This is a genomic window from Vibrio hibernica, assembly GCF_015223435.1.
Lineage (GTDB): Bacteria > Pseudomonadota > Gammaproteobacteria > Enterobacterales > Vibrionaceae > Vibrio > Vibrio hibernica.
Window position 1 is genome coordinate 79,190 of sequence record NZ_VHKO01000007.1, and the last position, 22,242, is coordinate 101,431.

The 22,242-nt window shown below is 41.0% G+C and carries 23 protein-coding genes; 1 reads left to right on the plus strand and 22 read right to left on the minus strand.

All coding sequences use genetic code 11. The annotated features are described in order from the left end of the window. Positions 1 to 65: 65 nt before the first annotated feature. The 19 genes from der to trmJ form a co-directional block, all read right to left on the minus strand. Positions 66 to 1,568, minus strand: coding sequence for a ribosome biogenesis GTPase Der (der, locus tag FH976_RS05120; RefSeq protein ID WP_194089829.1), 1,503 nt, complete (start codon positions 1,566 to 1,568; stop codon positions 66 to 68). 170 nt (positions 1,569 to 1,738) lie between these two features. Continuing rightward, positions 1,739 to 2,911, minus strand: a complete 1,173-nt coding sequence (gene bamB, locus FH976_RS05125) for an outer membrane protein assembly factor BamB (RefSeq protein WP_194089830.1) — start codon at positions 2,909 to 2,911, stop codon at positions 1,739 to 1,741. An 11-nt stretch (positions 2,912 to 2,922) separates the two neighbouring features. After that, positions 2,923 to 3,540 carry a YfgM family protein gene (locus FH976_RS05130; RefSeq protein WP_194089831.1) on the minus strand — a complete coding sequence of 206 codons (618 nt, stop codon included), beginning with the start codon at positions 3,538 to 3,540 and terminating at the stop codon, positions 2,923 to 2,925. A 60-nt stretch (positions 3,541 to 3,600) separates the two neighbouring features. Further along, positions 3,601 to 4,869, minus strand: a complete 1,269-nt coding sequence (gene hisS, locus FH976_RS05135) for a histidine--tRNA ligase (protein ID WP_194089832.1) — start codon at positions 4,867 to 4,869, stop codon at positions 3,601 to 3,603. A gap of 43 nt (positions 4,870 to 4,912) precedes the next feature. Next, positions 4,913 to 6,034: a flavodoxin-dependent (E)-4-hydroxy-3-methylbut-2-enyl-diphosphate synthase gene (gene ispG / locus FH976_RS05140; protein ID WP_190331693.1), complete on the minus strand. Its 1,122-nt coding sequence runs from the start codon at positions 6,032 to 6,034 to the stop codon at positions 4,913 to 4,915. A gap of 7 nt (positions 6,035 to 6,041) precedes the next feature. Beyond that, positions 6,042 to 7,010 carry a cytoskeleton protein RodZ gene (gene rodZ, locus FH976_RS05145; protein ID WP_194089833.1) on the minus strand — a complete coding sequence of 323 codons (969 nt, stop codon included), beginning with the start codon at positions 7,008 to 7,010 and terminating at the stop codon, positions 6,042 to 6,044. Continuing rightward, complete coding sequence (gene pilW, locus FH976_RS05150) at positions 7,000 to 7,761, minus strand: type IV pilus biogenesis/stability protein PilW (RefSeq protein WP_194089834.1); 762 nt, start codon at positions 7,759 to 7,761, stop codon at positions 7,000 to 7,002. Before pilW ends, rodZ begins: the two co-directional genes overlap by 11 nt. Before the next feature lie 49 nt (positions 7,762 to 7,810). Further along, positions 7,811 to 8,929 carry a bifunctional tRNA (adenosine(37)-C2)-methyltransferase TrmG/ribosomal RNA large subunit methyltransferase RlmN gene (locus FH976_RS05155; RefSeq protein WP_194089835.1) on the minus strand — a complete coding sequence of 373 codons (1,119 nt, stop codon included), beginning with the start codon at positions 8,927 to 8,929 and terminating at the stop codon, positions 7,811 to 7,813. Between the two features lie 169 nt (positions 8,930 to 9,098). Then, positions 9,099 to 9,527: a nucleoside-diphosphate kinase gene (gene ndk, locus FH976_RS05160; RefSeq protein WP_194089836.1), complete on the minus strand. Its 429-nt coding sequence runs from the start codon at positions 9,525 to 9,527 to the stop codon at positions 9,099 to 9,101. Between the two features lie 71 nt (positions 9,528 to 9,598). After that, on the minus strand, positions 9,599 to 10,894 hold the full coding sequence (pepB, locus tag FH976_RS05165; protein WP_194089837.1) for an aminopeptidase PepB: 1,296 nt from the start codon (positions 10,892 to 10,894) through the stop codon (positions 9,599 to 9,601). A gap of 290 nt (positions 10,895 to 11,184) precedes the next feature. Next, positions 11,185 to 11,382, minus strand: a complete 198-nt coding sequence (gene iscX / locus FH976_RS05170) for a Fe-S cluster assembly protein IscX (RefSeq protein ID WP_194089838.1) — start codon at positions 11,380 to 11,382, stop codon at positions 11,185 to 11,187. A gap of 45 nt (positions 11,383 to 11,427) precedes the next feature. Continuing rightward, complete coding sequence (fdx, locus tag FH976_RS05175) at positions 11,428 to 11,766, minus strand: ISC system 2Fe-2S type ferredoxin (protein WP_194089839.1); 339 nt, start codon at positions 11,764 to 11,766, stop codon at positions 11,428 to 11,430. A gap of 103 nt (positions 11,767 to 11,869) precedes the next feature. Then, positions 11,870 to 13,720 (minus strand): Fe-S protein assembly chaperone HscA, encoded by a 1,851-nt coding sequence (gene hscA / locus FH976_RS05180; RefSeq protein ID WP_194089840.1) that lies wholly within the window; start codon positions 13,718 to 13,720, stop codon positions 11,870 to 11,872. Between the two features lie 29 nt (positions 13,721 to 13,749). Next, the gene (hscB, locus tag FH976_RS05185) at positions 13,750 to 14,265 is read right to left on the minus strand and encodes a co-chaperone HscB (protein ID WP_194089841.1); all 516 of its coding nucleotides are present in this window, start codon (positions 14,263 to 14,265) and stop codon (positions 13,750 to 13,752) included. Between the two features lie 91 nt (positions 14,266 to 14,356). Further along, positions 14,357 to 14,680: an iron-sulfur cluster assembly protein IscA gene (gene iscA / locus FH976_RS05190; protein ID WP_194089842.1), complete on the minus strand. Its 324-nt coding sequence runs from the start codon at positions 14,678 to 14,680 to the stop codon at positions 14,357 to 14,359. Between the two features lie 99 nt (positions 14,681 to 14,779). After that, positions 14,780 to 15,163: a Fe-S cluster assembly scaffold IscU gene (gene iscU, locus FH976_RS05195; protein WP_190331682.1), complete on the minus strand. Its 384-nt coding sequence runs from the start codon at positions 15,161 to 15,163 to the stop codon at positions 14,780 to 14,782. A gap of 79 nt (positions 15,164 to 15,242) precedes the next feature. Continuing rightward, entirely contained in the window at positions 15,243 to 16,457 is a 1,215-nt protein-coding gene (locus FH976_RS05200; RefSeq protein WP_194089843.1) for an IscS subfamily cysteine desulfurase, read from the minus strand. A gap of 31 nt (positions 16,458 to 16,488) precedes the next feature. Next, entirely contained in the window at positions 16,489 to 17,013 is a 525-nt protein-coding gene (iscR, locus tag FH976_RS05205; protein WP_194089844.1) for a Fe-S cluster assembly transcriptional regulator IscR, read from the minus strand. Positions 17,014 to 17,103: 90 nt separating this feature from the next. Next, positions 17,104 to 17,835, minus strand: a complete 732-nt coding sequence (trmJ, locus tag FH976_RS05210) for a tRNA (cytosine(32)/uridine(32)-2'-O)-methyltransferase TrmJ (protein ID WP_194089845.1) — start codon at positions 17,833 to 17,835, stop codon at positions 17,104 to 17,106. Between the two features lie 195 nt (positions 17,836 to 18,030). On the opposite strand from trmJ, the gene suhB reads away from it, so the two are divergent. Further along, positions 18,031 to 18,834, plus strand: coding sequence for an inositol-1-monophosphatase (gene suhB / locus FH976_RS05215; RefSeq protein WP_194089846.1), 804 nt, complete (start codon positions 18,031 to 18,033; stop codon positions 18,832 to 18,834). A gap of 164 nt (positions 18,835 to 18,998) precedes the next feature. Here the strand turns inward: suhB and secF are convergent, their stop codons facing one another. Genes secF through yajC form a run of 3 tightly spaced genes read right to left on the minus strand, consistent with a single transcriptional unit; the run spans position 18,999 to position 22,193 of the window. Next, entirely contained in the window at positions 18,999 to 19,949 is a 951-nt protein-coding gene (gene secF / locus FH976_RS05220; protein WP_194089847.1) for a protein translocase subunit SecF, read from the minus strand. A gap of 9 nt (positions 19,950 to 19,958) precedes the next feature. After that, the gene (gene secD / locus FH976_RS05225; protein ID WP_194089848.1) at positions 19,959 to 21,809 is read right to left on the minus strand and encodes a protein translocase subunit SecD; all 1,851 of its coding nucleotides are present in this window, start codon (positions 21,807 to 21,809) and stop codon (positions 19,959 to 19,961) included. 51 nt (positions 21,810 to 21,860) lie between these two features. Continuing rightward, positions 21,861 to 22,193, minus strand: a complete 333-nt coding sequence (yajC, locus tag FH976_RS05230) for a preprotein translocase subunit YajC (RefSeq protein ID WP_194089849.1) — start codon at positions 22,191 to 22,193, stop codon at positions 21,861 to 21,863. Between the last annotated feature and the right edge of the window lie 49 nt (positions 22,194 to 22,242).

The following is a 22,242-nucleotide window of genomic DNA, read 5'->3' on the forward strand; positions in this document are numbered from 1 at the left end:
TATAGATAAAAAAATACCACTTCACGAGTGGTATTTTTGTTTAATTATTAAGAATCAAATTCTGCTTATTGCTTTTTACGGCCACGTTTAATCAAGCTCACCAAACGTTTACGCTTATGCGCTTCTGTTACGCTAGATTTATTTACCTGGCCTTCAAATGGGTTCTCACTATTTTGGAACTGGATCCTAATAGGTGTACCCATGATCTCAAGAGAACGACGGAAATAGTTCATCAAATAACGTTTATAAGAATCTGGTAGCTCTTTTACTTGGTTACCATGCACAACAATAATCGGTGGGTTATAGCCACCCGCATGAGCATATTTCATCTTAACTCGACGTCCACGCACCAACGGTGGCTGGTGATCATCTTGCGCCATTTTCATAATACGGGTCAGTACTGAAGTACCAACTCGAGTTGTGGCTGATTTATATGCCTCTTGTACCGATTCAAATAGATGACCAACACCTGTACCGTGAAGCGCTGAAATAAAATGAATACGAGCAAAATCAACAAAACCTAAGCGACGATCGAGCTCTTTCTTCACATGCTCTTTTACATCCGTATCTAAGCCATCCCACTTATTGACAGCAATCACGATAGAACGCCCTGCATTAAGTGCAAACCCAAGTAAGCTTAAATCTTGATCTGAAATACTTTCACGTGCGTCAATGATGAGTAGTACAACGTTGGCATCTTCAATCGCTTTTAGTGTTTTGATCACTGAGAATTTCTCAACCACTTCATTAACACGTTTACGACGACGAACACCGGCAGTATCAATTAAGACATATTCACGTTCATCACGCTTCATTGGAATATAGATAGAGTCGCGAGTCGTTCCTGGCATATCATAAACAACTACACGCTCTTCACCTAAAATGCGATTAGTCAGCGTTGATTTACCGACATTAGGTCGACCAATGATCGCCAATTTAATCGGTTGATCTTGCAAACGTTTAAATTCGGCTTCCGCTTGTTCTTCGGTGTATTCTAACTGCTCATCTTCGCCGTCAACTTCACCTGTTAAATCTTCAATTTCTGCTTTTAACTTAGCTTCTTCTTCTGCCAATTGATCAGAAAAAGGTTTCAATGCTTTATCAATTAAGCTCATCACACCACGGCCATGAGCTGCGGCGATTTGATACACTTTATCCATGCCCAGCTGCCAGAACTCAGCACTCGCCGCATCAGCATCAACGCCATCAACCTTATTGACCACTAACATGGTTGGTTTTTCACGCATGCGTAAATGACGGGCAATCGCTTCATCAGAAACTGTTAATCCTGCACGGCCATCAACCATAAATAGAACAACATCAGCTTCTTCAATCGCCGCTAATGACTGTTCAGCCATTTTGGTTTCAACACCATCTTCAGTACCATCAATACCGCCAGTATCGATCACGATAAATTCATGTTCACCGGATTTTGCTTGGCCGTATTTACGATCCCGAGTTAAGCCCGGAAAGTCAGCAACCAATGCGTCACGCGTACGAGTTAGACGGTTAAATAACGTTGATTTACCAACGTTTGGTCGTCCAACTAAAGCCACTACAGGAATCATATATACCTCAAAAATCTTTAAAATAACCAGAGTAGTTATAGGTAATAAGCCTATATTTCGCCATTACCTATAACTACTAACTCAAAACAATATACTCTCCATTAAGAAGAATAACGGCCCCATCAATAGGAGCCGATTTTAGATCTGATAAATCAGGGTGCCGGATTATATCACGATCCTTCAGGGATCTGCATTTTCTTTATCTCCCCTTCTCTTGTGATAACAATAAAGCCATCATCAAGCTGAATTGGAGCCACAGCAATTCCATCGTCATCATCACCAATCAACTGCTGGGCAACAAAAGCACCAGTATTACGGTCTATCCAATGTAAGTAACCTTCATTATCACCGACAACCAAGTAATTGTGGATCACTGCAGGTTCAGATAGTTGGCGATATTGAAGTTCGTCATTTTCCCATAACTTAGTTCCACTACGGACATCCACACCAGTCAGATGATCTTGATCCGTAACAACGAAAAGTTTACTACCATCGGTAGCCAAATCAGTCGCCGACGAATAAGCGCGTTTCCACATCGGTGCGCCAGAACGTAAATCAATCGCCACTAATTGACCATTAATACCAACAGTATAGAGGCTTGAACCAATAATCAGCGGCGAAGCATCAACATCTACCAAGCGATCAATCTCTGTCGATCCTTTTGGAGTACCAATAGGCTGCTGCCATAATAGTTGCCCTTTTTGGATCAACGCGGCGGCTAAGCGACCGTTCGACATTCCCCAGAAAACACCACCAGAAATAGAGGTAGGTGAACTGTCTCCTCTCAGGGTTAAATTCGGAACTTCATTATTGATCACCCATGCTTGCTCACCGGATTCTTGCTTCAATGCGACCAAAGATCCTTTGGCCGTATTAAACATGACTAAATTTTCATCCGCTAGCGGCTTGGCAAGGACTTCACCTTCAATATCTTGTTGCCATACAAGCGATCCATCCTCCGCAGATAAAGCGTAAACCTGACCATTTTCAGATCCAACATACACTTTATCGTATAGTGCGCTCAATCCACCGGATAATCGTGCAGGTTCATCTTCACCTAAATCAGCTTCCCATAAGGTTTTACCTGTTTCAGGATCAAGAGCCTTCACTTCTCCATCACGGCTAGCAACAAAAACTTTATTGTAAGCATAGACCGGAGTCAGTTTTGAAAAATAGTGCCCAACACCATCACCCACGGATGCGGTCCACAATGTTTTTGGCGTAAATTGACTTTTTACTATAGGAAGTGGCGACATGACAATGGTATCTTCTTCGCTAGAACACCCTAAAAGTCCTAAAGCAATAAAAGTCAGAGCCAGACCACGTTTAAGCACTTTTTTCATTAAAACCGTCCCTACTTAGCAAGATCATCAAGTTTCATCTGCAAAGCTTGGTTTGCGGTTCCATCTTGCTGTGCTTGAATATAAGCTTTTTGAGCAGCGTCTTTATCCCCTTTCAGTAAATAAATATCGCCCATTAATTCTTGGTTACGTGCTTTCCAAGCTTCCGATTTCACTGCTGACACTTCCGAAATTGCATCATCATATTTAGTTTGAGCGGTAAGTACGCGAGCCATACGATAAGAGATAATTGGCAATAGAGTCTCGTCTTTAGTATGCAGTTTTGCCCACTTTAATTGCGTCAATGCATCATCAAGCTTATTCGCATCAACCTGCGCCTTTGCTAATTGTAAAGCAGCTAAAACAGCATAAGACGTTTTATCATTCGCGGTAATAAAATCTTGAGTTGGTTTTTGTGCTTCAAGTCCTTTTTCTTCTAGGTTTGAAATCACCGCACTGTAACCATGAGAGGCGCTTTCTTGCTCGGCAGTAATGCTATCTTGGTAATAACGCCATCCCAAAATGCCACCGATACCCACAACAACACCAATGATCACGGACTTGCCGTTTGCTTTCCACCAGTCTTTAATTGCTTCTACTTGTTGTTCTTCATCCGCGTCGTAGATACTCACGTTCCATCCTCTTTAAAATTCGATAATTGCACTTAATGCTTAAATTCAAGCGTTATTTAATTAAATGGCATTAGTTAAATAAGCGGCAAGCTCAGACTGAGTAAGCGTTTTCTGCTCACCTCCAATAAGATCTTTGACTACCACCGTTTTCTCTGCGACTTCATTTTCGCCCAGAACCAGTGCGATAGACGCACCCACTTTATCTGCACGTTTAAATTGTTTTTTAAAGTTACCGCCACCAAAGTGAGTCATTAGGCGCAAGCCCTTTACATTTTCACGTAATGATTCAGCCAGTTTCATGCCATTGATGAGTGTGCCTTCACCTGCTGTGACTAAATAAACATCAACCGGTTTACGAACTTCATTAAGCTCTAGCGTTTCCATCATCAACACCAAGCGCTCAAGCCCCATAGCAAAACCAACTGCTGGAGATGGTTTACCACCTAACTGTTCAACCAAACCATCATAACGACCACCAGCACAAACGGTACCTTGAGCACCAAGGCTTTCAGTGATCCATTCAAAAACAGTTTTGTTGTAATAATCTAAACCGCGAACTAAACGTTGATTAACTTGGTATTGGATACCGGCTGCATCAAGTAGTTCACATAAACCAGTAAAATGTTCACGTGAGTCATCATCAAGGTAATCGGCTAACTGAGGTGCATCCACCAAGATCGCTTGAATAGCTGGGTTTTTAGTATCCAGTACTCGTAGCGGATTGGTATACATTCGACGCTTACAATCTTCATCTAAAATGTCGATATGTTGCTCAAGGAATTCAATTAAAACGGTACGATAGTTAGCTCGAGATTCAATAGAACCGATCGAATTTAATTCTAAACGAACATGTTGATCAATACCTAATTCACGCCATAAACGAGCTGTCATCATGATTAATTCAGCATCAACATCAGGACCTTGTAGACCAAATGTTTCAACGCCAACTTGATGAAATTGACGATAACGACCTTTTTGAGGACGCTCATGGCGGAACATAGGTCCCATGTACCATAAACGTTGCTCTTGATTATAAATTAATCCATTTTCAATCCCAGCACGGACACAACCAGCCGTCCCCTCAGGGCGTAACGTCAAGCTATCGCCATTACGGTCTTCGAAGGTATACATTTCTTTTTCAACGACATCGGTCACTTCACCGATCGCACGCTTGAATAAATTAGTCACTTCAACGATTGGCATGCGGATTTCACTGTAGCCATAAGAACTCACTACATTTTTTACCGCATCTTCTACTTTATGCCAAAGAGGAGATTGGCTTGGCAGGCAATCATTCATGCCTCGAATTGCTTGAATTGTTTTACTCACAGTCACTACCACTCAATATTCTTTAAAAGATAACGACTTAACGTTATCCATCAATATTATCGACATCAATCCGATTCGCGCTATCTAGCATCGCGGCTTTTGCTCGAATTTTAGCTTCTAGCTGATCGATCACATTATTATTATCAAAACGTTCTTTCTGGCGTTTACCATCTTCATAAAATGCGCTTTTTTTATGTCCGCCAGCAATGCCCATATGTGAAGCTTCTGCCTCACCAGGTCCATTGACCACACAGCCAATAATAGAAACATCCATTGGGGTAATAATGTCTTCTAAGCGCTCTTCTAATGCGTTCACGGTTGAAATCACATCAAACTCTTGGCGAGAACATGTAGGACACGCAATAAAGTTGATACCACGAGAGCGAATACGCAGCGATTTTAAAATATCAAAACCAACTTTAACTTCTTCAACTGGGTCCGCTGCAAGAGAAATACGCAATGTATCACCGATCCCTTCCGACAATAGCATTCCTAGACCAACGGCTGATTTAACCGACCCCGCACGCGCACCACCAGCTTCAGTAATCCCTAAATGCAAAGGTTGATTTATTTGTTTAGCCAGCAAGCGATAAGAATCAACAGCCAAAAACACATCCGATGCTTTTACACTTACTTTAAATTGATCAAAGTTTAAGCGGTCTAAAATATCCACATGGCGCATGGCTGATTCCACTAACGCTGCCGCGGTTGGTTCACCATATTTCAATTGGATCTCTTTTTCTAAAGAGCCACCATTAACCCCAATTCGTATTGGAATATTTTTATCGCGAGCACAATCCACTACTGAGCGAATCCGAGCTTCGTTGCCAATATTACCAGGGTTAATTCTCAAGCAATCAACACCGTACTCCGCCACTTTTAAGGCAATACGATAATCAAAATGAATATCTGCGATTAATGGCACATTCACTTGTTGCTTAATCAATTTAAAGGCTTCTGCAGCATCCATAGTGGGAACGGAAACTCGAACTAAATCCGCACCTACTTTTTCAAGTGACCGTATTTGAGCAACAGTCGCCTCAACATCCGTTGTGAGAGTATTCGTCATGGATTGAACAGCAATAGGAGCACCGTCACCAATAGGGACGTTGCCAACATAAATTCGAGTCGAAGGACGACGTTTGATAGGAGATTCGTGATGCATAATTTATCTACGGTAATGTCAATCTAGCGGCTTTGCCTGCAGTATACCGAGAAAGGTCTACAGGTTCATCGGCTAAGGTGATAGAAACCCCTTCAGGAGCACCTAATATTATAGAGTACGGAGTGTTTCCAGTTAAAGTAACTGACTCGCCAGCTTTTTTCATACCAGTAGCAAGGATCTTATTTTGACTGTCTTTTACTTGAATCCAACAGTCATTTTTAAAATTCATCACCAATGGTTTATTTGAAGTTTCTGATTGAGATAATGCTTCAATCTTCGCCTCTTCTTGTGATTGCGGCGTTTGAGCATCTAAAGCTACGGCCACCTCTGAAGATGAAGTATTCGATTCTTGCGCGTCTTGAGCTACTACATCTGAATCTTGAGATTCATCAGAAGAGATATCATCAGAGCTCATCGATAGATCCAAATCATCAGAATTATTTTCTTGTTGGTTTTGATCTAATACGCTATTAGCCGCAACGGCTTGATCTTGTTTTATTGAGGACGCTGAAAGTGTGTCTTGTTGATGATTTTGCCACCACCAAATCGATGATATGCCAATGATCACCACCAACACCCCCCATGTGATACGCATAATATGGCTATCATGTTTTTGCTTTTTCGTCTGATGAGAAAAGCTTTGCATCATGTGTTCTTTATGTTGATGCTGGCCTTCCCCAGAAAGCTCCAACACCTTTAATATTTCTTTTTCGCTGATACCAACCACTTTTGCGTAAGATCGAAAATAGCCACGGATAAAAGTGGCTACTTGGTGGGATCCAAATTCATGGCTTTCTACACTTTCAATTACCGACACTTTCAGTCGTAATTTTTGTGCGATATCTTTTTGACTCAGCCCAAGTTTTTCACGACGTTGCCGTAATATTTCACCGGCAGTCAAACCATCACTTGAGTGAAGCTCTGTTTGGGAATGTTGTGGTGTTTCTGTTGGTTCAATTTTATGTTCAGTACTCATTCTTCTTGTACTTCTGATATTGAATCGAGTTTGGATATTTGGTCTTTAATATGTTGCCATATTTAGACACCAGTTCAGGATTTGCTGCTTGTTTTTCTAATTGTATGAGCAACTCTAAACTAACAGGGAGATATCCATACCTCTTATTAAATTTAAACAAACGAAGCCTTGCATCGGAAAGTTTACCCTCTTTTATTTCCAACTCAGCTAAATGTATCGCTGATTTTGCTCTGTCTGGATCATGAGCAAGCGCACGAGAAAAATAATGGCTGGCTTGTTCTTTATCCCCACTTTTTAATGCACAGAGGCCCGCATTTTCATAACTGGCTGCGACCAGGTAGTAATAAGGCTGCTCTATTGCGAGGTTAAAGTACTCATCGGCTTTCTTATACTCACCTTGTCGGCATAAGAACGCACCATAATTATTTAATACGTCACCATTTTTCGGTGAACTTTTTAAAGCTTTCTCGTAAGCTTGTTTTGCTAATTCATCTTCCCCAACTCTCTGATAATAATACGCAACAGAGTTAAGTGCTCGATAATATGTTGGGGCATATTTTACAGCCATTTCAAGATTTTCTCTTGCTTTGACCATATGATTATCTTTTAAATACCCTAAACCCAAAGAAATTCGGCCTTCTGACGCTTTGATATTATCAAACTCAGCCATATTGGGATTATCAGTTACTGTAACACAACCGGCTAAGAAACTAACTACCGAAATAAAGCCTAACTTCTTAATTAATAACATTGACACTCATCCTTTATAAAAACAAGAGCCAATCTGTTATCAGTACCTATCAGATAGCTTTAACTGGAATTGGTTCCCCTTGCTGTTTCTGTTTTGTGCGCTTTGTACGGTCGATTACATCACCAACTAATTGACCACACGCCGCGTCAATATCGTCACCACGAGTTTTTCGAACCGTCACGGTATAATCGTATTCCATTAATGTTTTTTGGAAGCGATCGATACGTGAGTTACTTGGTTTTTTATATGGTGACCCAGGGTAAGGGTTAAATGGAATTAAATTAATTTTTGAAGGGGTATCTTTTAATAACTCTGCGAGCTGTCTTGCATGTTGCATGTCATCGTTCACGTGATCAAGTAAGACATACTCTATCGTCACTCGGCCACGGTTTGCATTTGAAGACGCAATATAACGCTGAACAGACTCTAAAAATGCTTCAATATTCCAGCGATCATTAATCGGCATGATCTGACTACGTAATTCATCGGTTGGCGCATGTAGTGAGATAGCCAATGCAACATCGATATTGCCCGTCATTTGATCAAGGCCAGAAACGACACCTGAAGTCGATACCGTCACGCGACGTTTTGATAAGCCAAAACCTAAATCATCCAACATAATTTCCAATGCTGGGATCAAGTTTTTCATATTTAAAAGTGGTTCGCCCATCCCCATCATGACCACATTGGTGATAGGACGACGACCCGTTTCTTTTTCTAAGCCAATTTCACGCGCAGCTCGCCATACCTGACCGATGATTTCAGAAACTTTTAAATTACGGTTAAATCCTTGTTGGCCCGTTGAACAAAATTTACACTCCAATGCACAACCCACTTGAGAGGATACACATAAGGTTGCTCGATCATTGTCTGGAATATAAACCGTTTCAACATCTTGATCGCCAACACGCATTGCCCATTTGATCGTCCCATCTTTTGAATGCAAGGCTTCTGAAACATAAGGAGCGCGAATTTCACAGCGTTCTTGAAGTTTAGTGCGTAAGGTTTTGTTAATGTTATTCATTTGTACAAAGTCATCACAACCAAAATGATATATCCACTTCATGATTTGATCGGCTCTAAACGCTTTTTCATTCAGCTCTTCAGAAAAATACTTACGCAGACCTTTGCGATCAAAATCGAGTAGATTTACTTTTGTGATGGTCATGTTTATCTCGCTAATGGAACAATAAATAAGGGCGCGAATTGTACAGGCTTTAGTCATTTACAACAAGGCTTGTATACATCGCGACTTTATATAATTAAGAGCAATGAAATAAAAAAGAGGCTGATTTAATCAGCCTCTTCAGTATAGCTCAATCTTAAATAACGCTTAGTTAGCCGCGAGGGCAGATTTCTGATTGCGGAAAAAAGAACTCTATTTCACGAGCGGCAGATTCAGAGCTATCAGATCCATGTACAGAGTTATAACGCATACTTATTGCGTAATCAGCACGGATCGTTCCACATGCAGCTTCTTCAGGGTTAGTTTTACCCATTAATTCACGATAACGAGAAATTGCATTCTCACCTTCAAGCACTTGAACCATAACTGGCCCGGAAGTCATAAATTCTTTTAATGGTTCAAAAAATGGTTTGCCTTCATGTTCTGCATAAAAACCACTAACTTGATCATTAGTTAGATGCAGCATCTTGGCAGCCACGATTGACAACCCTGCCTTTTCAAATCGATGATATAGCTCACCAATTAAATTTCGTTCAACCGCATCCGGTTTAATGATTGAAAATGTTCTTTCCAGAGCCATAATAAATATCCTATTAACTTATGTAGTTTTATTAATAGAGGAGTATTAACCCCTCTTAATTGTTTAAAATCTTATTTAGCTTGCTCGATCAAAAGGCCGGCTAAGGTTCTTACGCCCATGCCAGTCGCACCTGCCGACCATTTGTCACTGCTCGTTTTACGGTATGTGCCAGCGCAATCAAAATGCAACCAACCTTTTTTATAGTCTTCAACAAAGTAAGATAAAAATGCCGCCGCAGTACTTGCACCGGGTGCATAGCCTGCGCTAGAAATGTTAGACATATCGGCAAAGTTAGATGGCAGCATATTACGGTGGAAGTCTTCCAGTGGCAGTTGCCATAACCCTTCGGCTTCTGCTTTCGCTGTTTTCAATGCTTTTTGTGCCAACTTATCATCAAAACTGAGCAAGGCATGGTAATCATTACCTAATGCATTTTTTGCCGCGCCCGTAAGCGTTGCACAATCAATAATCAGTTGCGGCTTTTGCTCACTTGCATACATTAAACCATCAGCTAAAACTAAACGCCCTTCCGCATCAGTATTCATCACTTCAACTGTTTTACCATTTTTGTAAGTGATTATGTCACCCAGTTTTAGTGCTCGCCCAGAAATCATATTTTCAGCGCAGCATAAAATCAATTTAACACGCTTATTAAGCCCACGAGTGATGGCAAGCGCTAAACCGCCTGTAATTGTGCCAGAACCGCCCATATCCGCCTTCATTGAGTCCATGAAGCCTGACGCTTTAATACTATAGCCACCGGAATCAAACGTGATACCTTTACCAACCAAACATGCAAAAACAGGGGCATTGTCATCACCCGTTGGATTGAAATCGAGTTGTAACATGGCAGAAGTGCGGTCAGAACCTCGGCCCACAGCAAAAATCCCTTCCCAACCTTCCGTCAGGAGATCTTTGTCTTTCACAATGCGGTAACTGACAGAGCCTTCAGGTGCAACCGATTTAATAAACTCACCAGCCATAGTCGCTAATTGACGAGGGGCTACTTCTTCGGCGCTCTTATTGATAATATCTCGTACCCAATCCGTCGTTTTAATACGAGCTTCAAGCTCTGATTGTGGCGCTTGTTCTAATACAGGCCAAGAGACTTGATTGCCCTTTTTCGATGAACGGTAACCTTGTACAAAAGCCCAGACCTTCTCTAAATCCCAGCCTTCGCCACTTAATTCAATTTTTTTAAGACCTTGAGAGTCTAACTTACGAGCCGCTCGTTGTACTGAATCGATATCTGTCGTCGATGTAATATGAATAGTCGCGCCATTTTCATCAAAAGATAATAGAGCCTTATCGCCCCATTGTGGCTGCGCCGCTTGTTGTGTAATTGAAACCAACATAGATGTAGACATTTTCACTCCTTTATCGCCTTTTATTTTTCAGCGATCCATGCATATAGTGAAGGCAAGGATATCCACCTTCATGACTGTAAACTTTGACACTCTGATTAAGATTGAAACCGAACATAAACATAAGTGATGTGACAAAATTGAAGTCTATCATAATGGATTTTTGTTAATTTGACATGGAAACGGCAAGAGACTTGTGCACTAAATAGCATAAAAGCCTCCGGAGAGGCTTTTAGAGAAGTTCAGTTTTATTTACTCATCAATCATATGATTAAATAGCGTTCAAAAACGAGCTAAATTTCATCTAACCAGCATAATAAAATAGCTTCTAGAATTTTTTCATTTGAACGATTAGGGTCATCATCAAACTCTTCAAGCTCAGTGATCCATTGATGCATATCGGTAAAACGCACTATTTTAGGATCTAAATCAGGAAATTTTTCGTATAATTCAATCGCAATATCTTGCGAGTCTGTCCACTTTAATCCCATAATCCTTTCCTTTTAATTAGTATCTCGTATTTTCCAAAATCTGGATTAATGTTTTTCTGAAGCTAGATTGATAGTGTAGCGAGGAATTTCCACTATAAGATCCTCATCGGCAACTAAAGCTTGGCAACCTAAACGAGATTCAGGTTCTAAACCCCACGCTTTATCTAGCATGTCATCTTCTAGTTCTTCACTTTCGACCAGTGAATCAAAGCCTTCACGGATGATAATATGGCACGTTGTGCAAGCGCACGATTTCTCACACGCATGCTCAATACCGATTCCGTTTTTTAAAGCCACATTAAGTACTGACTCCCCTTTTTGGGCCTCTAATACTGCGCCTTCTGGGCATAACTCTTCATGGGGTAATACGATAATTTTAGGCATAATCCATCCTACTCTAATTATAAATGTGATGGCTAATCGTTCAGAGAATTAAAGGCCACCACAGAAAATTCAATATTATTGTTTGTAATCTAAAACAATGAACCTAAATGTCATCCACCGATTGGCCTGACAAAGCCGCTCGAATAGATACATCCATACGACGTGAAGCAAAGTCCTGACTCACTCTATCGGTGTCTTTAATTCCTTGCTCAATCGCATCAGAATCTTGGCCATTGCGTAACTCAATCAACGTTTTCAATGATGCTTCAATTGCATGATACTCGTCGACACTCAGTAGCTGCTCACCATTTTCTTGCAATGCAATTAGCAGCCCTTCAATCACTCGATCGGCTTCTACCTTTTGCTCAGCTAAAGCACGGGCTTGCATGTCTTCTTTAGCATGCATCATCGAGGCTCTTAGCATATCGGCAATCTCATTATCGCTTAATCCATAAGAAGGCTTAACTTGAATATCAGCTTGGACACCAGTGCTTTTTTCCATCGCAGTAACCGAAAGTAAGCCATCAGCATCCACTTGATAAGTCACTCTAATATGCGCTGCACCGGCTTTCATTGGTGGAATACCTCGTAAGGTAAATTGAGCCAATGATCGACAATCTGCAATCATTTCACGTTCACCTTGTGTAACATGAACTAGCATCGCGGTTTGGCCGTCTTTGAACGTGGTAAATTCTTGTGCTTTTGCGACAGGAATTGTGGTGTTACGCGGAATGATTTTTTCAACTAACCCGCCCATTGTTTCAATCCCAAGAGATAATGGGATCACATCCAACAACAGCATTTCCGAATCAGGCTTATTACCGACTAAAATATCCGCTTGAATACCTGCGCCAATAGCGACAACTTCATCCGGATTAATATTAGTGAGCGGTGTTTTACCAAAGAAATCACCCACCATCGAACGAACAAGCAGAGTACGGGTTGAACCGCCAACCATAACCACTTCAACTACTTCGTCACTCGTGACTTCAGCATCTTTTAAGGCTCGGCGACATGACAACAATGTTTTCTTCACCAGCGGCTGAATCAATGATTCAAACTGCTGACGGGTAAAGGTTATTAAAGTGCCGAATACATCAATTTGAACTTCATTGTGCTCCGATAAATCAATTTTGGCTTGCGTTGATAAATCCAGTAACACACGATGTTGTTCTGCGCTTAATGGCGTTTCAATACCAGCTTGCTGCTTAAAAAACGTTACAATAAGATCATCAAAATCATCGCCACCTAATGCAGAGTCGCCACCGGTCGCAAGTACTTCGAACACGCCTTTAGATAAACGAAGCAAGGAGATATCAAATGTTCCCCCTCCAAGATCATAAACAGCAATCACGCCTTCTTGCCCTGAATCTAAACCATAAGCAATCGCCGCAGCGGTAGGCTCATTAAGTAAACGTAATACTTTAAGCCCAGCTAACCCGGCTGCATCTTTAGTCCCAGCACGTTGAGCATCATCAAAGTAGGCAGGAACAGTGATCACAACACCTTCGAGTTCATGATCTAATGTTTTTTCAGCGCGCTTAGCGAGAGCTTTAAGGATCTCACTGGAGACTTGAATAGGATTTACTGTGCCATTAGGAACACCAATCAGCGGCAAACCATTTTCGCTGGCTTTAAATTGATAAGGTAATGTGGTGTAACGAGTTTGGATATCGGCAAGCGAACGACCAATTAAACGTTTAGCCGAGCTAATGGTATGAATAGGATCAGTTTGAGCTAAGGCTTTAGCCGCATGGCCAACCAGAATTTGTTGCTCACCGTAATGTACGACTGATGGCAGGATCACCTGCTGATTCTCATCTGTAAGTGGAGTGCAACGGCCACTTCGTACTGCCGCAACAAGTGAATTGGTTGTCCCTAAATCGATACCGACAGCAAATTTATGTTGGTGAGGTGCGGTGCTTTGTCCGGGTTCGGCAATTTGAAGTAGCATGGTATTACTTTGTCCTTTTTCTAGACGAATTATCCCAACAGTTTATCTTCTAACTGCTCGATTTCGCGTCGTAATTTATTTACAAACTTGAGTTTTCTTACACTATCAGCGGCAATATTCCATTCTTCATCAGCAAGTTGTTGCTGTAATAACTCAATATGATGTTGATACATAGATTGAACCTGATTATCAAACTCAAGCAAAGCGTCATTTGGATCATTGGAATGAGAAATATCTTCGAGGGTTTCGCGTAGCTCCATTTGCTCCATAAGAAACATTGGATCGCTCATAGTCTGGTGTTCACCACGGATGTGAACGTCGTGTAGGGAAAGCAAATATTCAGCGCGTTCAATCGGTGTTTTTAACGTTTGATAAGCATCGTTAATTTCGGCCGCTTTTTGTACAGACATGAGGCGGTCACGCTCAGAGGCAGACGCAAATTTATCCGGATGGAATTGTCTTTGTAGATCTCTAAATTTTTCAGATAGGTGATTTTTATCGAGGTCAAACTGATTAGGAAGGCCAAATAATTCAAAATGATTCATAGCATGACTTCTTTTAGGCTGATAAATAAACCAAACCGATACTATCGTTGATGATCAGCTATCGGTTGTCGTAATAAAGAGATGAAAATGACTAAACGTTGAAGCTTTCACCACAACCACACTCACCTTTTACATTCGGATTATTAAACTTAAAGCCTTCATTTAGCCCTTCTTTGGCAAAATCCAATTCGGTGCCATCAAGGTACGCCAAACTTTTAGGATCAATGATAATTTTCACACCATCATGCTCAAAGGTTTGATCTTCTTCGTTCAATGAATCTACAAATTCGAGGACATATGCCATACCTGAACATCCCGTGGTTCTAACACCTAAGCGTAAACCTAAGCCTTTCCCGCGATTTTCTAAAAATGATCTTACGCGACCAGCTGCCGCATCTGTCATGGTAATGGCCATACTTCAACCTTGTTCTATTTCAATAAATATAAGTAAAGAGGAAACACTCGAATAAAAGTAAATAAGAATGAGGGAAGGGTTACTTCCCTCATTAACATTTTACTGTAGGTGTTTCTTTTTATAATCAGCTACTGCAGCTTTGATTGCATCTTCAGCCAAAATTGAGCAGTGAACTTTTACTGGTGGTAACGCCAGCTCTTCTGCAATTTCAGAGTTTTTGATTGATGCAGCTTCATCTAAGCTTTTGCCTTTAACCCATTCAGTCACCAATGAGCTTGATGCGATCGCAGAACCACAACCATAAGTTTTAAACTTAGCATCTTCGATAATGCCTTCTGGCGATACTTTAATTTGCAGCTTCATAACATCGCCACAAGCAGGAGCACCAACCATACCGCTACCGATAGATGGATCTTCTTTATCAAAAGAACCAACGTTACGTGGGTTCTCATAATGTTCTATTACTTTTTCGCTATACGCCATAATATTATCCTCAAATCCTTGAAACCTTAGCTGAAGTGATAAATTCAAACTTCCAGTTTCTTAGGTATGTTAATTGATCTTAGTGATGTGCCCACTCAACCGTGTTCAAATCAACCCCTTCCTTGTACATATCCCAAAGTGGTGACATATCACGGAGTTTACTGACGGCTACTAGAATCTGTTCAACCGCGTAGTCCACTTCTTCAACTGTTGTAAAGCGGCCAAATGAGAATCGAATTGAGCTATGAGCTAATTCATCTTCAAGACCAAGCGCTCGTAGTACATAAGAAGGCTCAAGGCTGGCAGAAGTACAAGCCGAGCCAGAAGATACTGCGAGATCTTTCAATGCCATCAGTAAAGATTCACCTTCAACAAAAGCAAAGCTGATATTGAGATTATTAGGTAAACGTTGCTCTAAATCACCATTAATGGTCAACGCTTCCATATCTTTTAAACCATCCAACATACGAGTACGCAGCATTAGTGCGTGATCATAGTCTTGTTGCATTTCTTGTTTGGCAATAGCAAAAGCTTCACCCATACCTACGATTTGATGAGTAGCTAATGTACCAGAACGGAAACCACGCTCATGACCGCCACCATGCATTTGTGCTTCAAGGCGAACGCGAGGCTTACGGCTCACATACAATGCGCCAATGCCTTTAGGTCCATAAATTTTATGAGCAGAGAATGAAATTAAATCAACTTTCAATTCTTGTACATCAATTGGAAGCTTGCCTGCAGATTGTGCAGCATCCATATGGAAAATGATTTTGCGTTCACGGCACATCTCACCAATAGCATTGATATCTTGAACCACACCAATTTCATTGTTTACATGCATGATAGACACTAAAACTGTATCTTCACGCAGCGCCGCTTCAAGCTTTCTCATGTCAATTAAGCCATTAGTTTCAGGCTCAATATATGTGACTTCAAAACCTTCACGCTCTAATTGGCGACATGGATCAAGTACCGCTTTATGCTCAGTTTTACAGGTAATAATATGTTTACCTTTCTTACCATAAAAACGTGCAGCACCTTTAATTGCTAAGTTATCTGATTCAGTTGCACCAGAAGTAAATACGATTTCACGAGGATCAGCATTAATCAGTTCAGCGATTTGTTCACGAGCATGGTCAACCGCTTCTTCTGCTTGCCACCCAAAACGGTGTGAGCGAGAGGCTGGATTACCAAAAGTGCCATCCATCGTCATAAATTGAACCATTTTCTCTGCCACACGAGGATCGACAGGGCACGTTGCTGAATAGTCAAAATAAATAGGCAGTTTCATTCGTTACTCCAATGTAAAAGCTTGTACCCGCTTATGAGCGAGAGTTAATACCGATAGCGTTTGTTTTTGTATTATCTTTGGCATTAAAATTTTTATTACCAAAGCCATTATTAACTACCAGCTCTATATTTTGTCGTTCTGAGATATCTTTGATTTCATTGTTGTTCATCAGCTCACCAAGAGTGATGCCATCAAGAAATTCACTAATACGAGCGCTTAAATCGTGCCATAAAGTATGAGTAAGACAGCGTGAACCGCCTTGGCAATCACCTTTTCCTTGGCACTTAGTGGCATCAACGGACTCATCAACAGCCGCGATCACAGCACCAACAGCGATTTTATTGGCATCAATACCTAGTCGGTAACCACCACCAGGGCCGCGAACACTTGCCACTAATCCCGCTTTACGTAAACGTGAAAAAAGTTGCTCTAAATAAGACAGTGAAATGCCTTGTCGCTCTGAAATATCTGCAAGCGGAACCGGACCTTCGTTTGAATGTAGTGCTACATCCAACATCGCCGTTACCGCATATCTTCCTTTAGATGTAAGTCTCATATTGCACGTATCCACAGTAAGCATGTGGGTACAATGTTCACATACCTGACTAAATCAGTCAACTATTAATTTGACTATTTTAGTCAGGTATTATTTCTCAACTTTTGTCGATTTATCAATAGCCGTCAATACACCACGCAGCATATTAAGTTCTTGCTGCTCTGGTCGAGCACGGCTAAATAAGCGGCGGAATTTGTTCATTACTAAATTAGGCTTATCTTTTGTTATAAACTGGGTTCTGAATAGAATCTTTTCAAGGTGATCATAGAACATTTCTAGTTCTTTATTACGAGGATATTCTTCTTGTTCTGCTACAGGGTAAGCAGACGCTTGCCAATCTAGCCATGCTACGCGAATTTCATAACTTATCGTTTGTACAGCCATAGCAAGGTTTAATGAACTGTATTCAGGGTTAGCCGGAATGCAGACATGAAAATGGCACTGTTGTAGTTCATCATTGGTTAAACCAGTACGCTCACGACCAAATACAATAGCCACTTTTCCTTTCTGGCCTTCTTCGACAAATTTTTTGCCACATTCACGTGGTTCAAGCATTGGCCACTCTAATGTACGAGATCGAGCACTCGATCCGACTACTAAAATACAATCTTCAATCGCTTCTTCAAGTGTGTCTACAATAACTGCATTTTGTGCAACATCCGCAGCACCAGAAGCTAATGAACGAGCTTGATCATCGACTTCACATTGAGGTGCAACTAAAACCATTTCGGTCAACCCCATCACCTTCATTGCACGAGCGGCAGAGCCAATATTACCTGGATGGGAGGTGCCGACTAAAATAACTTTAACGCTCTCTAACATGACTCTATCTACCCTTCTAAATTTTGCGCCCGATGATACCACATTCAATGAAAAATGAATCGGTTCGTCATGGATTCATCCTGATAACAAAATAAAATCCAATGAATGAATAAAAATCCGACACTTTCTATTTAGTAAAACTCTGATATACTGCACGCCGCTTTTTCGTTCTTTAACATCCGTTGGGAAAATCCTATGCATCCTATGCTAAACATTGCGATTCGTGCTGCACGAATGGCTGGCAATCATATTGCTAAATCTGCAGAAAATACTGACAAAATTGAGATATCTCAAAAAGGTCAAAACGACTATGTAACTAATGTCGATCAAGAAGCAGAGCAATTAATTATTAATACCATCAAAAAATCCTACCCTGATCATTGTATTGTGGGTGAAGAAATGGGTTCAATTGAAGGTAGAGATACCGATGTTCAATGGATTATTGACCCACTGGATGGCACGAATAACTTTGTAAAAGGCTTCCCACACTTTTCTGTTTCTATCGCTGTCCGTATGCGTGGAAAAACAGAAGTCGCTTGTGTTTACGATCCAATCCGTAATGAACTCTTCACCGCACAACGTGGTTCTGGCGCTCAGCTTAACAATGCTCGTTTACGTATTAATCCAATTAAAGATTTAAATGGTGCCGTTCTTGCTACCGGTTTTCCATTTAAGCAAAAACAACATGCCGAAAGCTATGTAAAGATCGTTGGAGCGCTATTTAACGAGTGTTCTGATTTCCGTCGTACTGGTTCTGCTGCTTTAGATTTATGCTATCTTGCTGCTGGTCGTGTAGATGGTTATTTTGAACTTGGCCTAAAACCTTGGGATATGGCGGCAGGTGAGCTGATTGCTCGCGAAGCTGGCGCTATCTTAACCGATTTTTCCGGTGGTACTAACTACCTTGCATCAGGTAACTTAGTGGGTTCAAGTCCACGCGGTGTTAAGAATATTCTTAAGCACATCCGCGAGCATGCTAACGAAGGCATGATGAAGTAAGGCACCGCTAACTCAATAATTCTAACGCCGATACTGTAAAGTATCGGCGTTTTTTTATCCTTCATTTTTCCCACTTTTCATTTATCACTTCTCAAATACAAAAAAGGTTTTGAGGAGCCCCCAAAACCTTTTTATCATTTAGTATCAAACTGGATTAATAATGCCTAAGGCAACATTGCATCTTGGTCTGCACCTTCTTTATCTACTTGTGTTGGCATTAAATGTTCACGCGTTAAGCCAAGTTTCAAGGCTAGTGATGAAGCAACATAGATAGATGAGTATGTACCCACCGTAATACCTAATAGCAGCGCAAGTGCAAAACCATGAATATTCGCACCACCTTTAGTGAACAAAGCAATGACCACAAATAAGGTAGTACCTGAAGTAATTAATGTACGACTCAATGTTTGAGTAATTGAGTGATTCATAATCTCACCTGGAATGCCATTTCGCATTTTGCGGAAATTCTCTCTGATCCTATCAAATACAACGATAGTATCATTGAGGGAATAACCAACAACCGTGAGCAATGCAGCAATAATAGTGAGATCAATTTCAATCTGTAATGCTGAAAATACCCCTAACGTAATGATAACATCATGCGCTAACGAAAATACCGCTCCGGCTGATAAGCGCCATTCAAAACGCATTGATACATACATAAGAATACATAACAACGAGATTAGAATCGCTAGGCCACCCGCCTCAGCTAGCTCACCGCCGACATTAGGGCCAACAAATTCAATACGTTTTAGTTCAACTTGATCGCCACTTCCTTGTTTCACAGAAGCAAGAACTTGATTACCAATGACTTCACCTTTGGTACCTTCACGTGGACGTAAACGAACGATCACATCACGAGCAGAACCAAAATTTTGAACCGTTGCATCCTCAAAACCATCATTGGTTAATGATTCACGAATTTGAGGTAAATTTGCTGGGTGCTCAAAGGTTACTTCGATTAATGTACCGCCAGTAAAATCTAATCCCCAATTGAACCAGTTGGTTGCAATTGAATAAAAAGATGCTGCGATCATGAGCCCAGAGAATGCAAAGGCAAACTTTGACCAACGCATGAAGTCGATCACTTTGTTTGCTTTCAATATTTGAAACATAACTATTCCTTAGATCGACAATTTCTTAAGATTACGTTTGCGGCCATACATTAAGTTAACGACGCAGCGCGTACCAATAATGGCGGTAAACATAGAGGTTAAGATACCGATTGATAATGTCACGGCGAAACCTTTAATAGCACCCGTTCCTACTGCAAATAAGATAATAGCAGTGATCAACGTGGTAATATTGGCATCGGCAATCGTGCTAAATGCATTAGCGTAACCTTGATGAATGGCTTGTTGAGGACTCCGCCCTTCTTTAAGCTCTTCTCGTATCCGCTCAAAGATAAGAACGTTAGCATCGACTGCCATCCCCACCGTCAAAACGATACCAGCAATACCAGGTAAGGTCATCGTTGCCCCTGGGATTAGTGACATGATGCCGATAATTAGGATCAAGTTTGCTATCAATGCCATATTCGCAATCAAACCGAATGCGCGGTAATAAAGCAGTGTAAACAGCATTACGGCAACCATACCCCAGACACAAGCTTGGATACCCATATCAATATTTTGCTGTCCCATTGATGGGCCGATGGTGCGCTCTTCAACAATAGAGATTGGCGCAATCAAAGCACCCGCACGCAATAGCAAGGCTAAATTGTGCGCTTCAGCAGTAGAGTCAATACCAGTAATACGGAAGCTTCGACCTAATGCAGACTGAATTGTCGCCTGGTTAATGACTTCTTCATGCTTGGTTAAGATAACATTACCTTTTGCATTACGGCGTCCACTGTCTTTATATTCAGTAAATACCGTTGCCATCAACTTACCAATATTCTTTTTAGAGAAATCCGACATTTTACTGCCGCCTTCGCTATCTAAAGAAATATTAACTTGTGGGCGACCATACTCATCGGCGCTAGAACTCGCATCAGTAATGCTTGAACCGCCAAGAATAACGCGCTTTTTCAGGACAGCAGGACGACCATTTTTATCAAACTTAACTTCACTACCCGGTGGTACTCGACCATCTGCAGCGGCAGCCAAATCAGCTTTATCGTCGACTTCTCTAAATTCAAGTGTTGCGGTTGCGCCTAATATCTCTTTAGCGCGAGCGGTATCTTGTACACCAGGCAATTCAACTACGATACGGCTTGCACCTTGACGCTGAACTAATGGCTCTGCAACGCCTAACTCATTCACACGATTACGCAAAATAGTGATATTTTGTTCAACGGCATAATTACGAATTTCAAGTAAGCGAGCTTCTGTGAAGGTTGCGATTAACGCATTGTTATCACCTTCAGAAAATTGCATATCACGATGCTTTTGAGTTAATAGTGCTTTAGCTTGATCGCGTTGTTTTTCATTACGCAATACAATTTCAACACCCTCTTGACCTGTGGGACGAATAGCACGGTAACGAATACGATCTTCACGTAATTCGCCACGGAAAGATTCTTCTTGCTGACCAACCAGTTTTTCCATCGCAGCATCCATGTCCACTTCCATTAAGAAATGCACACCACCACGTAAATCGAGGCCAAGCTTCATTGGTGTCGCACCAATTGAAGATAACCAGCCAGGCGTTGCTGGGGCAAGGTTTAGAGCAACAATGAAATCTTTGCCCATTGCTTGAGAAATCAAGTCACGAGCACTGATTTGTGTATCGGTATTTTTAAAACGAATTAATATCGATCCATTTTCTAATCCGATCGTTTTTGCGTCTAATTTATTTTCTTTGAGTACGGTATTTAAAGTATCGAGCGTTGACATGTCAACTGAGGCGCCTCGCGCCCCAGTGACTTGTACTGCCGGATCTTCACCGTAAATATTTGGAAGCGCATACAGTGCGCAAACGAGGATGGCTGCAACCACCATCATATACTTCCATAACGGGTAACGGTTTAGCACAGCAGATATCCTTTAGCTGTTTATAACTTAAGTGTTATAAAGGGAAAACGATTAAAGAGATTTAAGCGAACCCTTAGGTAACACAGCAGTAACAAAATCTTTCTTGATCGTTACTTCATTGTTTTCGTTTAAAGCTAATAGAATGTAATCATTATCATCTGAAATTTTTACAATTTTACCGACTAAGCCACCACTTGATAACACTTCATCACCTTTAGACATTGATGACATAAGTGTTTTATGCGCTTTAACACGTTTTGCTTGTGGACGATAAATCATGAAATAAAAGATCACGGCAAACATGCCAAGCATGATAAACATTTCCATACCACCACCCGCAGATGATCCACCAGCAGCATGTGCTTCAGAGATAAATAGACTCATTAAAGTTTTCCTTCTTATATATTAATATTGAAATTATTGAATTATTAAT